We start from the raw sequence: 13,113 nt of genomic DNA, 5'->3' as shown, positions 1-13,113 counted from the left end.
GTGGCTCCCTCCGCACCCTGTTCGACCTGCAACATACCTCTGAGTTCAGGCCTGGCGCGATATTCCTCCAACCCTTAGTTCACGATATGAGCTAAGACGCTGTGAGCTAAGGCGCGGCCAGCTCCTCGATCTCGTCGAGGGCTGCGACCAGTTCCGGGGCGACGACTTCCTGGACCCAGCGGCCGTGTTCCGCGCCGCTCCCCCGCGGGATCGTCTCGGTGAGCATGATCAGGTAGAGGTAGGTGCGGTAGAGGGCGAGGCGGAGAAGGGCCGGAGTGTCGAACACGGCGCGTCCGCCGGCCTCCCGGTAGCCCGCCAGGAACGCCTCGTCCTTCTTGATGTCCCCGAGCAGCGCGAGCGAGACGAAGTCGGCCAGCGGGTCGCCCCAGAACATGCGCTCGCCGTCGATGAGTCCGCCGATGCGGGGCTCCCCCGCCGCGCGGTCCACCAGGATGTTGCCCCTCCACAGGTCGAAGTGGACGAGGTTCGGGACGGTGACGGCGTCGAGCGCGGGGCAGGCGTGCCGGACGGTGCGGGCCACGTCGTCGGCGGGGCGGGGCAGGCGGGCCCGGTGGTCGCGCGCGTCGTCCAGCACGGCGTCCAGAATGGCGGTGAACGCGGTGCGCCAGTCGTCGGCGAGCGGGCCGAGCGCCCCGGACGGATAGCCGAAGCCCGGCCCTCTCACACGGTGCAGGCGGGCCACCTGGCGGCCCAACTCCATACGCAGGGGCACCTGTTGGGCCTCTGTGACCGAGTCGTCCCACGGTTCGCCCGGGCAGGCCGTCATCAGCAGATGACGTGCCGCGCCGTCGCCGCCGACGGCCACCACCCGCGGGGCCGGTACGCCGGCCTCGGCGGCGCCACGGTAGAACTCGGCCTCCGAAAGCAGCAGGCCGCTCTCGTAGCGCAGCCCCGGGGCGTCCGGCGCGACCTTGAGCACATAGCGGCTGCCGTCGGTGAGCCGCAGCTCCTCGACGGCGTTGTAGGTGCCGCCGCTGAGGGGGCGCAGGTGCATGAGACGGTCGGGAGGTATCTGCGAGCCCTCCAGGATGCGTCGGGCTCGTTCCCAGGAGTCCACCACCGTGCGCCTACCCCTCACCTCGGTCAGCCGGCCGCGTACACGTCCTCGATGTAACGCCCGTCCGCGATCAGTCCGTCCAGCCAGGCATCGGCCGCCGGGCCGTCCGCGTCCGGCGCACGGTCCCGGTACAGCGTACGAAACGCGTCCCGCACTCCGGGCGCCATTCGCGAACCGTCGCCGCAGACGTACACCCGGGCCCCGGCGCCGAGCAGCGCCCACACCTCGTCGGCCTCGGCGGCGACGCGGTGCTGGACGAACGTGCCCGCGGTGCTGAACGCCGGGCGCAACGAGACGGCTCCGGCGGCCTCGGCGGCACGCAGCTCCCCGGCGTGCAGGAAGTCGGCGTCCGGTGCGTCACAGCCGAAATAGCAGAGTGCGGGGGCGAGTTCGGCTCCAGGCGGCGGTGATGACGACGGGCCGGTCCGTGGGCAGGCCTCCGACGTACGCGTCCAGCGGTGCGACCTCGGTGGCGCAACCGAACTCGGCTGCCTCGTCGGCGAGTTGGGCGGCGAACTCACGGCAGGTTCCGTAGTTGCTGCCGTGCAGGAAGAGGACGCCGGTGCCGGGGCGGACCCGGGCGGGGAGGGTGTGGGAGTCGGGGTTCTGCTCGGCCTGGGCGGGCGGAGTGCCGGGGAGGACGCCGTGTGCGCGGTCGGCGGACGTGCGCGGAGCGAGCGTCAGGGTGAACCGGTCCATGCTCGCGCATGAGGCGCATCACCTGCTGGATGGGGGTGCGGCCGGGCCCGGTGTCGGTGATGTCGACGACGGGGAGGGCGGGGAGGGTGTCTGCGGTGCGGGGGTGCAGCGCGGTGGGGGGCATGGCGCGACAACTGCCTTTCGCGGTACGGGAGTACTGCGATCAAGGGTGGTCGAGCGGGCCCGGCCACCGGCGCCACGGGACTACACGATCGTGTAGTCAAGAGTGCCCGCGGGGGCTTGCGCAAGCCCCCGACCTGAGAGTCACCCACGGTTCGCGAGGTCGGTGACCTGTCCGGGGGCCGGCGCGGTGGTGGCCCGCGGGATGAGATGTGTCGGCAGGACGACGTGCCGCCTGGGGTCGGCGTCGGGGTCGTTGATCAGTTCCAGGGCCAGTTCGCCGACCACGCGGCCCATGTCCGAGGGCGACTGGGCGACCGTCGACAGATCGAACCACTCGGCCACCGGCTGGTCGTCGAAGCCGAGGACGGACATCCGCTCGGGGACCTCGACCCTGGACTTGCGCAGTGTCCAGATGACGGAGGCGGCGAGTTCGTCCTGCTCGGCGAAGACCGCGGTGGGCGGCTCGCGCAGGCTGAGCAGTTTCCCGAGCGCTTCCGTGACACCGCGCTTGTAGGGGAACGGAGTGGCCACGACGAGGGAGTCGTCGAAGGGGACGTCCGCCTCGGTGAGTGCCTGCTGGTAGCCGAGCAGCCGCTCGTGCGAGCTGAAGGAGAAGCCGGTGGCGCCGACCGTCTGGACGAAGGCGATCCGGCGGTGTCCGAGGTTCAGCAGGTGCCGGGTGCCGTGGCGCGCTCCGGCCACGTCGTCGACGTACACGCTCGGCCGCTCGTCGGCGTGCTGGCTGACGTAGATGACGGGCATGCCGAGGTCGTCGAGGCGGGCGCTCTCCTCGTCGGTGAGGTCGAAGGAGAACACCAGCAGCGCGTCGGCGTTGCGCCGGGCCGGCAACTGCTCGAAGAACGAGGCGCGTTCGGCGAGGTCGGGTACCACGTAGACGGCCAGCTCCAGGCCCGCCGCCCGCAGCAGCGGGCCCAGGCTGGACAGGGCCGAGCCCATGAACCACGAATTGAGCGTGGGTACGAGCACCGCGACGACGCCCGTCCTGCCGGTCACCAGGCTGGAGGCGTGCCGGGAGATCGCGAAGTTCAGCTCGCGCGCGGCCTGTTCGACCCTCACACGGACATCCGGCGACACGTTCGACAGCCCCCGCAGGGTGCGTGAGACGGTGGATGCGGAGACCCCGGCCCGTTCGGCGACATCGGCCATCGTGGGGTGCCGTTGAGCATCTGGCATGGGCGGACGCTAGCACAAGCGTCCGCTCGTCCACCCGGTCTGATGACAGCGCTGTCAGGGAACTACCGCCACGTAACGCATTGACGGTCCCTCGGCCTTGCTCCTAGTTTGCAAGCGTTGTCTCACCGAGGTGATAGATGCATTGAAGTTTCCCCCCGAGGGTAGTCATCAAATGCTCTGAACTGCGCAATCACCATTGCAAGCATCATGACAGCGCAGCCATGACCTCGGCTCCGGTCTCACGCCGGCGCGGCGAAGTAGCCCGTTCGTCCCGCGTATTCCCACTGAAACACGAGGAGTAGACACCACCATGTCCACCAGCACCGCACCTTGGTGGCGCGACGCCGTCATCTACCAGGTCTACATCCGCAGTTTCGCCGACGGGAACGGGGACGGCGTCGGCGACATCGCCGGCATCCGCTCCCGGCTGCCGTATCTCAAGTGGCTCGGCGTGGACGCGATCTGGATCAACCCCTGGTACAGGTCACCGATGGCCGACCACGGTTACGACGTCGCCGACTTCCGGGAGATCGACCCGCTGTTCGGCACCGTCGCCGAGGCGGAGCAGCTCATCGAGGAGGCGCACGCGCACGGGATCCGTGTCATCCCCGACATCGTGCCCAACCACACCTCCGACCGGCACGCCTGGTTCCGGGCCGCGCTGGCTGCCGGGCCCGGCAGCCCCGAGCGCGGGCGCTACGTCTTCCGGCCCGGCCGCGGGCCCGGCGGCGCCGAGCCGCCCAACGACTGGGTGTCCTGCTTCGGCGGGCCGGCCTGGACACGGTTGCCCGACGGCGAGTGGTACCTGCATCTCTTCGCCCCCGAGCAGCCGGACCTCGACTGGGAACACCCGGACGTGCGGGCGGAGTTCGAGTCGGTCCTGCGCTTCTGGTTCAGCCGGGGCGTGGACGGATTCCGTATCGACGTCGCGCACGGTCTCGTCAAGCACCCCGAGCTGCCGGACCTGCCGCCCCGCCCGGAAGTGGCGCCCGAGGGGCCCCGCAGGCACGTCGACCATCCGCACTGGGACCGGGACGAGGTGCATGACATCTACCGCGCGTGGCGCCGGGTGGCGGACGAGTTCCCGGGTGACCGCTCGTTCGTCGCCGAGGCCTGGGCGGACACCCCGGAGCGACTCGCCGCATACGTCCGCCCGGACGGCCTGCACACGGCGTTCAACTTCGACTTCCTGATGTCCAGTTGGGAGGCGAAGGACCTGCGTGCCGTCATCGACGACTCCCTCGCCATGCTCGGCGCGGTGGGCGCGCCGGCCACCTGGGTGCTGTCCAACCACGACGTGATGCGCCACCCCAGCCGGTACGGCCGCAAGGTGGTGAAGCGGTGGACGGCGGGCGAGACCTACCGGCCCGAAGGCCCCCTGGATCTGGACCTGGGCACGCGGCGGGCCCGTGCGGCGGCCCTGCTGATGCTCGCCCTGCCCGGCGGCGCGTATGTCTACCAGGGCGAGGAGCTCGGGCTGCCCGAGGTCGAGGACCTGCCCGAGGCGGTGCTGCAGGACCCGGTCTGGGAGCGGTCCGGGCACACCGACCGCGGGCGCGACGGCTGCCGGGTGCCGATCCCGTGGTCGGGGACGAGCGCGCCGTACGGCTTCAGCCCCGAGGGCAGCGAAGCCGCGCCCTGGCTGCCGCAGCCGGCCGAGTGGGCCGGCTGCGGGGTGGCCGAGCAGACCGGCGCGGAGAACTCGACGCTGGAGCTGTACCGCAGCGCCCTGCGTGTGCGCCGCGAGCATCCCGCCCTCGGAGACGGCAGCCTGACCTGGCTCGACTCCCCCGCCGCGATCCTCGCCTTCGGACGCGACCCCGGCTTCGTGTGCGTGGTGAACCTGTCGGCCGAGGCGTATCGGCTGCCCCAGCACTCCTCGGTTCTGCTGGCCTCCGGACCCGTGCGGGACGGTCTGCTGGCACCGGACCACGCGGTCTGGCTCGCGGTGTAGCGGCTCGCCGTACGGGGAGGTCAGGACGGTCTGCCGCCCGGTCGGGCCTCCCCGCCACCACCGTCCGGGAATTCACCACCGGCCCTCGCCGCATGATTGTGTGGTGCACGCAGTGCGCGTTCCCTCGCGCAGGACGGCAGGAGGTGTGGGTGGAAGAGGCCGGCCCGGGAAGCCGTGGTGTGGCGCAATCGCGCCCTCATGCTCTTCGACCGCGTCTCCGTGCCCGTCGCCGTGTGCGATGTGTACGGAGTGGTCCTGCTCGCCAATCCCGCGATGGCGGCCGAGTGCGGTACGGCCCCGGGGCGGCTGCGCGGCCGTGCCGTGCTGGAGCTGTTCCGGCCGCAGGAGACGACGCAGGTGGAGCGGATCGTGCAGGCGCTGCGGCTGCGACACCGGTCGCGGTATGAGGTGTCGGTGCGGTGGGAGGGGCCGGGCGGCACCGAACGGCTCGGTGAGCTGACGGCCGATCCGGTGAGCGACACAGTGGAGGACACGCCCGCCCTGCTGGTGATGCTGCGTGTGCAGGGCGAACGCGCCGAGCCGCTCCCGGACGCACCGGCGCCCGTCGCACCGGTGGAGGTCCGCATCCTGGCGCTGCTCGCCGCAGGTGCCACCACGGCCAGGGCCGCCAAGGAGACCGGCCTCAGCACGGACGGCGTCACGTATCACCTGCGGCGGCTGTCGGCACGCTGGGGCGCGTCGAACCGCACCGAACTGGTCGCCCGGGCCTACGCGCTGGGAGTTCTCACGCCCGGAGTGTGGCCGCCCGGCAGATAGGCGGTGCCCGCTCCCTCGGGTGCGCCGAAGCGGGCGAGCGTGTGCCACACCATCTTCAGGTCCTGCGGCGCATGGCGGCCGGTGCGGGCCGCGTCCCCGATGATCCGCGGGTCCAGGTGCCCGTCCTCGGCGATCCGGGCGCCCAGCTCCACGTACTCCTGGCCCCGGTAGTCCGCGTGGCGCCGCAGCTGCGGCACGGTGAGCCGGTAGCCGGAGTGCCACTCGACGGTGCAGGGCAGGAGACGCGCCACGGCCTCGACCGACGTCCCGCGGTAGCTCTCGTCCAGGACGAGCGCCTCCACGTGCTCGGCGAGGAGGACGCCCCCGTGGACCTGGGCCTCGATGTAGTCGTTGAGGGCGTCCTGCTCGTCGGCCTCGGCGAGGGCGATGAGCGACATGCTCGCGGCGACCCCGAAGTCGGTGGGTTCGGCCGCGCTGTCCGGGTAGCAGAAGGTGGCGCGGGCCACGGCGTCCGCGCCGAGCCGGAAGTGCGAGGAGCCGAACCGCGGTGCCGCGCCGACCACTTGGCGCCGGAAGTCGAGCGCGCCGTACACGGGCCGGTCGTGAGGGTCCGCGGCGTCGTAGGCACCGCCGAAGATCCGGGTCTCCCAGCGCCGGCGGTCGCCGCCGGGGTGTGCGGTGAGGCCGCCGTTGCTGGTGCCGGTGACGAACTGGGAGTGGTAGGCGCCGTCCTGGGCCAGTGCCCGGAGGATGGGCAGCCCGCCGATGAGCCGGTCGGGGTGGAAGTTCAGCGTGATCCGCAGGTCCGGGCCGACGGCCGGGCCCGTGGAGCGGGCAGCTACGTGACGCAGCGCCGCGCGGGCCCACGGCGTCCGGGCATGTGCGAAATCCACCGGGCTTCCCTCCACGGGTTTCTTGGTTTCCGACGGGCGCGAGCCCCTGGGGCCGGAGCCTCCCCCCAAGAGATCGCTCACCAGGCAGGACATCCGCAACTCATTTGTCGCCGGCGCGAACGCCTGCCGCGGGATCAGAGGTCGGCCGGCCACCCCGGCCCGCTGGTTCGCGGAGGCGGAGCTGACCGCGGACGACGGGCCGGTGCCCGTCACCGCCCGGGACCTGGCGTACAGCCACCACCCGGTGACGAGGGATCGGGACATCGTGAGCGGGAGCGAGCACACCGTCATCCGGATCGCCCGGACCGTCCGGGTGGGCGGTGGGCGATGCTGCCGGTGGGCCGGGCACGCGTCGGCTGCTCGCGGGCGGGTGCTGACGGCCGCCGGGCTCGTCGTGGCCGTGTCCGCTGACCGCCCTGATCGCCGCACCGCGCCGCGCGAGCTTCAGGCGCCGGCACTGTGGACCTTCACATGCGTGAGGCGCCCGCGGGCGCCCAGTGCGGGTCGCGGCCCAGGAAGGCGAGCAGCGCTTCAGCCCTGTCGTGGCCTTGCGCCGGCTCCAGCGCGGGCGCGAACACCTTGTAGGAGTCGCGGAGATGGTCGACGAGCCGCTCCGCCACCGGCCAGATCCCCTCGGCCAGCTCCCCGGACAGCGGCCGGTCCTGGCCGGTCGCGACCGCGATGTCCCAGGCGTGCGCGGCCGCGTCCATGGCGGCCGCCGCGGCCGCGAACGGCAGGGGCAGCGGGCCGAGCGGCGTCGGCACCTGCTCGGCGTCGGCGGGCAGGCCGGCATACGTGTCCGCCACCGTGCGCAGCACCTTGTCGAGTTCCGCCGCCGGATCCGCGTCGAGGGCGTCCTTTGGGTCGAAGGGGTCGGATGCCGGGCGGCCACCGGTGATCGCGAAGCCGTAGGCCTGCTGGTCGATCCGGGCGTGGTTGAGGACCTGCCGGGCCGTCCACGCGCTGCACGGCGTCGGCGCTCCCCACGCCGCGCGCGGCACCGCGGCGACCACCTCGGCGAGATAGTCGTGCGCCCGCGTGAGAACCTCGATGCCCTGGGTGTTCTCCATCATTGTTCCTCTCCTGTCACCCTTCGACCGACACCAACAATCTAGGCTTCCTTGCGGACAGTTACGGTCCTCAATGGCAGCTCGGCCACACCTGGATGCGCCCTGGAAGGAGTACGCCCGAAGATGCGAGTGGTACGTGAGTGGACGGCGTTCCTGGTGCTCCAGGTGAAACGGCGCCGGGACCCGGTGGTCGTGCAGACGCTGCGGTCGGCGGTCGCCGCGACCATTGCCTACGTCGTCGCGCTCCGTCTCAGCCCCGAATCCGCACCGCTCACGGCGCCGCTGACCGCTCTGCTGGTCGTCCAGGTCACGCTGTACGCCACGCTCACCAACGGGATCCGCCGGGTGAACGCCGTCGTTGCGGGCGTCCTGGTAGCCATCGCCTTCAGCCAGCTGGTCGGTCTGACCTGGTGGAGTCTGGCCCTGCTCATCGTGGCCTCGCTGGTGGTCGGGCGTCTGGTGCGGGTCAACGAGTACGTGCCCGAGGTGGCGATCAGCGCGATGCTGGTGCTCGGGGTCACGACCGTCGGGGACACGGCCTGGGCGCGGATCGTGGAGACGCTGATCGGCGCGGTCGTCGGGTTCGGCTGCAATCTGCTGCTCGCGCCGCCCGTCTGGGTGGACGAGGCGGGCGAGTCGATCGAGGGGCTGGCCCGCCGAGTGCGGCAGCTGTTGCTGCGCATGGGCGAGGAGGCGGCGGGCAGCACGCCGGTCGAGCGGGCGACGGAGCGGCTGCACGAGGCACGCAGGCTCGACCACGACATCGTCGAGGTGGACGCGGCGCTCAGACAGGCCGAGGACAGTCTTCGGCTCAATCCCCGCGTGAGTGAAGGCCTGCTGCACCGGGTGGTGCTGCGTACGGGTCTGGACACGCTGGAGATCTGCACGGTCGTGCTGCGGGTGCTGGCGCGGACCTTCACCGACCTCGCCAAGGAACGTGACCCCGAGCGGCTGTTCGCGCCCCAGACGGGTGCCGCCGTGGAACGGTTGCTGTCCGAGATCGCCGACGCCGTGGTCAGCTTCGCGGTGCTGGTCACCAGCCACGTCAGTGCGAGCGCCGAGTCCGCGGAGTCCCGGCTGGCCGCCGAGCTGCGGCAGGCCGCAGCCACCCGCGACAAACTGGCGCAGCTGCTCCTGGAGGACGTACAGCGGGACGCCCGTACCTGGCAGCTGTACGGGGCCGTGCTGACCGAGGTCAACCGCATCCTCGACGAGATGGACACCGAGCACCGCTCGCGGCGCCTGTTCGAGGAGCTGGACCGCACGTCCCGCGAGCAGCGCGAGCGCATGCCGCGCCTGACCAGGCTGCGGGAGGGGCTGCGCGACTCCGGACTGATGCGTGTTCCGGACGTGCTGCGCCGGAACCGCAGCGACACCTCCCGTCGTTCCAAGTGACGAGGGGCCGGGGCGGCGTACGTTTCCGGCACCGGAGGCGATGGGGCGGGCTGGATGAAAGGCGCGGGGATGACCGACTCGACTGTGCGGATCGACGGGAACACACTGCGGCTGCCGGGCGGGGTGGCGGTGCGGTTCGTGCGCACACTGCGGCTGCCCGAGACGGGCACGCATCCGCTGCCGCCGGGCCTGGGCGAGTTCCCGGTGCGCCGGGTCACCGACTACCCGGACACGGTGCCCGAGGAATGGCGTGCGCGGGGTGGCGTGATGCTGCCGGTGTATCTGCGCGAGGCGATGTGGCTGAGCTTCGGGGGCACGGCGGAACCGGCCGCCCTGCAGGTCGGCGTGGGCAAGGTGTGCGCGGTCTCGGGCAGGAAGTGGAGCGAGCGCCTCTCCCGTGAGCCGCAGAACTACCTCGTGCTGCCCCGCCAGCCCTGGCTGGACGGCATCAATTCCGGAAAGGGCACGGTCCGCCAGTTCGTGGCGGTGCCGCTGGGCCTCGGGGCGACCGTCGAGGGCCAGGTCACCGGCGAGGAGACCTGGGGCGGCGTGCAACTGCAGTCCTTCCCGCTCGTCGGGCCGAGGCTGACCGAGTGGCGGGAGGCCGAGCGGCGTCGTTCGGAGCTAGAGCGGATGAGCTTCGCGGACGTGGGCTACGGCGCAGCGATGCCGATGGCGGCGCCGACAGCCGCTTTTGCGGGTGGTCCGCGGCCCGCCGCGGCCATGGGTCTGGGTGTCGGCGGTTCGATGCGCCAGGAGGTCTACCGGGACGACCGGCCGTTCGAGGACTGGGCCGAGCAGCCCGCCGGACGGGTGTTCGTGCACCTGGTGACGCCTCCGGAGTGGCGCCGCATCACCGGTGAGGCTCCCCCTCCGTCGCCCGTGGACCGCGCGGCGTACACGCGGGCCGGACTGCCCTGGTACGACTACTACGACCAGGAGGCCGGGGACCTCGCGCCCACGGAGGCGCTGGAGGGCGTACAGCCGGTCGGCGACTGGCTCGGTGACGACCACGAACCGTGGCAGGATCCCGCGCCCCACCAGGTGAAGCCGCTGAAGGACGCGCCGGGCAAGCCGGTCGAGGACGGCGACTGGTAACCGGCGAGGACGACGCCTGCGAACCGGTCGAGGAGGGCGACCGGAAACCGGCCGACGACGGCAAGTGGGCGGGGCGGGCTCCCATTGCACCCTGCGCAACGCCTGTTGCCGGTCTTGCGTGGAACGGCGGCGCACGTCATGGTGGCTTGTCACGAACGCGGCGAGCGACTACCGGAGGTGCGGACATGGGCAGTGGGGCAGGAGCGACGGGCGGCGGCCTGAGCAGACGCCACTTCGTCGGCACGCTCGCCGGAGCGGCCGCGGTGACGGCACTGCCGGCACCCGCGCCACCCAAGTCCGCGTCCACCCCCACGGCCCCCGAGCTCGCGGCGGCCGTTTCCGGCCAACCGCCCGCCGAGCGGTCCGCACCTCACCCGTCGGCGAAGCCCTCCTCCGGGCCCCGCCCGCTCTATCTCGGCACCTACACCACTGTCGAGGGCGGCGGCAGGGGCATCGGCCTCGCCACATACGACTCGGCGGCCGGACGTGTCACCGGCACGGGCACCCTCACCGGCATAGCCAATCCGTCATACCTCGCCATCCATCCGAACGGCCGCACGGTGTACGCGGTGAACGAGCAGGACGACGGCGCCGTGACCGCCGTACGTCTCGCCGACCGCAGGATTCTGGGCGCCCGCAGCACCGGAGGGGCGGGTCCCTGCCATCTCTCCGTGCATCCGAGTGGCCGCTGGCTGCTGAGCGCCAACTACACGTCGGGCAGTGTGGCCGTGCACCCGATCGACGACTCGGGCGCGCCGGGCGAGCGCACGGACGTGGTGACCCACTCGACTCCGCCGCCCGGCCCGGGCCAACAGGGCCCGCACGCCCACCAGTTCATCACCAGCCCGGACGGCGGCCATGTACTCGCCGTGGACCTGGGCACGGACACCGTCTACACGTACCGGCTCGACGAGCACCGTGGCACCCTCACCGAGGTGGCGCAGGCGCACACCCGGCCGGGCGCCGGCCCGCGCCACCTCACGTTCCACCCCGGCGGCCGGCACGCCTATCTGGCCAACGAGGTGGACGACACGGTCGCGGTCTGCGCGTACGAGGCCTCCACCGGCCGTCTGACGATCGGCGAGCCGCAGTCGACGGGCTCCGGCTCGGGCCCCAACTACCCGGCGCAGATCCTCGTGACGGCGAACGGCTCCTACGCCTATCTCGCCAACCGCGGCCACAACAGCCTCGCCCGCTACGCCGTCGAGGCGGACGGCGCGAAACTGCGGCTGCTCGACACGGTGCCGGTGTCCGGCGACTTCCCGCGCCAGATCGCCTTCTCACCGGACGGCACGCTGCTGTTCGCGGCGAACCAGAAGTCCGGCACCGTCAGCGTCTTCCACGTGGACGGCGGGAGTGGTGAACTGCGGCTCGCGGGCGATCCGTTCGCCTCACCCGTCGCCGTCTGCGCGCTGCCGCTGTAGGGCGCGCGGGCAGGAGGCTGCGCCGGCCTCCGCGAGCAGGACGTGCATGCGCTCGGTGAGCTGTCCGATGTCGTCGACGGGAGCGTGGAACGGCAGTCGTACGTCTCCGTGGGCGCGGTTGCGCTCGATACGCAGCGTCAGTCCGTGCCGGTCGACGGCGAGGGGCTGGACGCGGACCGCACCGTGCAGGCCGGCACGGTCGACGAGCCGGGTGAGCCGTTCGACGGCTTCGGCGTGGCAGTCGGCGAGGTGCGTCAGCAGGTGGGCCTCGGCGAGGGCCAGCGGGTCGGGCCCGGCCGCGGCGAACTCGTCAGGGTCGACGACCACCGCGCCGGACGGCTGCCGCAGCACGATCCTGGTGGCCCGCAACGCCAGATGGTCCTCCTCCGGGATGAAGTACCCCGCCAGCCACAACCGGGCCCGGATGCGGCCCCGAACCGGGACGGGTGCCACGTCGGCGAACTCCAGCACGGCGTGCGGCTCTCCGCGGGGCGCGCAGATCGCGGCCGCGAGCAGGGCACTGTCCTCGGGCACGCGCAGCACGACCCGGCCCTCCTCGTCCACACTGTGCGCACCGACGAACTCCTCGCGACCGCCGTCCCCGGTCACCGCGCAGGACCAGGCGGCGGCGAGCACCGAGCGGGCCCGTTCGGCCGCGGCAGGCGCGACCGTCCAGCTGGGACTGTCACCCATCCCAAACCTCCTTAGGTAAGCCTTGCCTAACCTATCGAAGATCGGGGTGTACGCCAACCACGGGGTCGCGGAAACAAGCGCGCTTCAGGGCGCGATGGCACCCAGCAGCGTCCGGGCGCACAGATCCCGCACCTGTTCCCGGGTCAGGTCCGAACCCCGCAGCCACTCCAGACAGACGGCCGTGGTGAAGGCCAGCCAGCCGCGGACGGCCAGCCGGAGGTCGGGGCGCTGCTGTGCGAGAAGGCCCAGCTCGGGATCGGCGGCGAGGGTAGCCAGGATCTGCCGCTCCTGCGCGGCCACCGCCAGCTGGTAGACCCGGCGGACGGCCTGGTCCCCCGCCGCGTCCGCGCGGTGGAAGGCGCGGAAGCCGTGCGCGTGGGCGTGGACGTACTCCAGGAAGGTGTCGAGGCCGGCGGCCAGTTGCTCACGCGCCGCAACCCCGGGCACGGCCGCCGTCATCCGCAGCATCCGCTCGCTCTCGCGCTCGACGACCGCCGCGAAGAAGTCCCGCTTGGTCGGGAAGTAGTGGTACAGCAGCCCGCGCGAGACACCGGCGATCTCGGCGACCTGCTCGATCCACACCTCGTCGTAAGGACTCTCCGAGAACAGCCGCGCCCCCACCGACAGCAACTGCTCCCTGCGCTCCTCGGTGCTGAGCCGACGCCGCGTGCGCCCGCCCTGGTTCGCAGCCATCCCAGCACTTTACTTGACGTCGGTTCAACGACGGGACCAGACTGGAGAACGCTATTGAACC

The 13,113-nt window shown here is 72.0% G+C and carries 12 protein-coding genes and 1 pseudogene; 5 read left to right on the top strand and 8 right to left on the bottom strand.

Features of this window, described 5'->3' with window-relative positions; translation table 11 throughout:
- Positions 1-106: 106 nt before the first annotated feature.
- From OOK07_RS40085 to OOK07_RS40070, 4 genes and pseudogenes are all read right to left on the bottom strand, one after another.
- Positions 107-1,081 (bottom strand): phosphotransferase family protein, encoded by a 975-nt coding sequence (locus OOK07_RS40085; protein ID WP_266801510.1) that lies wholly within the window; start codon positions 1,079-1,081, stop codon positions 107-109.
- A gap of 23 nt (positions 1,082-1,104) precedes the next feature.
- Positions 1,105-1,476, bottom strand: a pseudogene (locus OOK07_RS40080) (reductase); the annotation flags it as partial.
- Positions 1,436-1,777 (bottom strand): hypothetical protein, encoded by a 342-nt coding sequence (locus OOK07_RS40075; RefSeq protein WP_266801509.1) that lies wholly within the window; start codon positions 1,775-1,777, stop codon positions 1,436-1,438. The pseudogene OOK07_RS40080 and the gene OOK07_RS40075, both read right to left, overlap by 41 nt.
- A 264-nt stretch (positions 1,778-2,041) precedes the next feature.
- Positions 2,042-3,067, bottom strand: coding sequence for a LacI family DNA-binding transcriptional regulator (locus tag OOK07_RS40070; protein ID WP_266802271.1), 1,026 nt, complete (start codon positions 3,065-3,067; stop codon positions 2,042-2,044).
- A 337-nt stretch (positions 3,068-3,404) separates the two neighbouring features.
- Between OOK07_RS40070 and OOK07_RS40065 the strand changes: the two genes are divergently transcribed.
- Together OOK07_RS40065 and OOK07_RS40060 are read left to right on the top strand one after the other, a co-directional pair.
- Positions 3,405-5,048: a glycoside hydrolase family 13 protein gene (locus tag OOK07_RS40065; protein ID WP_266801508.1), complete on the top strand. Its 1,644-nt coding sequence runs from the start codon at positions 3,405-3,407 to the stop codon at positions 5,046-5,048.
- 198 nt (positions 5,049-5,246) lie between these two features.
- Positions 5,247-5,825 carry a PAS domain-containing protein gene (locus OOK07_RS40060; RefSeq protein WP_266802269.1) on the top strand — a complete coding sequence of 193 codons (579 nt, stop codon included), beginning with the start codon at positions 5,247-5,249 and terminating at the stop codon, positions 5,823-5,825.
- Here OOK07_RS40060 and OOK07_RS40055 read toward each other — a convergent pair.
- A complete protein-coding gene (locus OOK07_RS40055) occupies positions 5,777-6,679 on the bottom strand; it encodes a DUF3626 domain-containing protein (RefSeq protein ID WP_266801507.1) in 903 nt (300 codons plus the stop codon). The two genes, OOK07_RS40060 and OOK07_RS40055, sit on opposite strands and share 49 nt — an antisense overlap.
- Positions 6,680-7,146: 467 nt before the next feature.
- Entirely contained in the window at positions 7,147-7,752 is a 606-nt protein-coding gene (locus OOK07_RS40050; RefSeq protein WP_266801506.1) for a TIGR03086 family metal-binding protein, read from the bottom strand.
- Between the two features lie 120 nt (positions 7,753-7,872).
- Here OOK07_RS40050 and OOK07_RS40045 point away from each other — a divergent pair, with 120 nt between their 5' ends.
- From OOK07_RS40045 to OOK07_RS40035, 3 genes are all read left to right on the top strand, one after another.
- Entirely contained in the window at positions 7,873-9,144 is a 1,272-nt protein-coding gene (locus OOK07_RS40045; RefSeq protein ID WP_266801505.1) for an FUSC family protein, read from the top strand.
- A 69-nt stretch (positions 9,145-9,213) separates the two neighbouring features.
- A complete protein-coding gene (locus tag OOK07_RS40040; protein WP_266801504.1) occupies positions 9,214-10,242 on the top strand; it encodes a hypothetical protein in 1,029 nt (342 codons plus the stop codon).
- 185 nt (positions 10,243-10,427) lie between these two features.
- Complete coding sequence (locus OOK07_RS40035; protein WP_266801503.1) at positions 10,428-11,666, top strand: lactonase family protein; 1,239 nt, start codon at positions 10,428-10,430, stop codon at positions 11,664-11,666.
- Here OOK07_RS40035 and OOK07_RS40030 read toward each other — a convergent pair.
- Complete coding sequence (locus tag OOK07_RS40030) at positions 11,634-12,359, bottom strand: DUF2470 domain-containing protein (protein ID WP_266801502.1); 726 nt, start codon at positions 12,357-12,359, stop codon at positions 11,634-11,636. The two genes, OOK07_RS40035 and OOK07_RS40030, sit on opposite strands and share 33 nt — an antisense overlap.
- 84 nt (positions 12,360-12,443) lie before the next feature.
- Positions 12,444-13,052: a TetR/AcrR family transcriptional regulator gene (locus OOK07_RS40025; protein WP_266801501.1), complete on the bottom strand. Its 609-nt coding sequence runs from the start codon at positions 13,050-13,052 to the stop codon at positions 12,444-12,446.
- Between the last annotated feature and the right edge of the window lie 61 nt (positions 13,053-13,113).

The sequence above is a fragment of the Streptomyces sp. NBC_00078 genome, from assembly GCF_026343335.1.
GTDB lineage: Bacteria > Actinomycetota > Actinomycetes > Streptomycetales > Streptomycetaceae > Streptomyces.
Note: the sequence above shows the minus strand (reverse complement) of the source record. Positions and strands in the feature narration are given on the sequence as shown.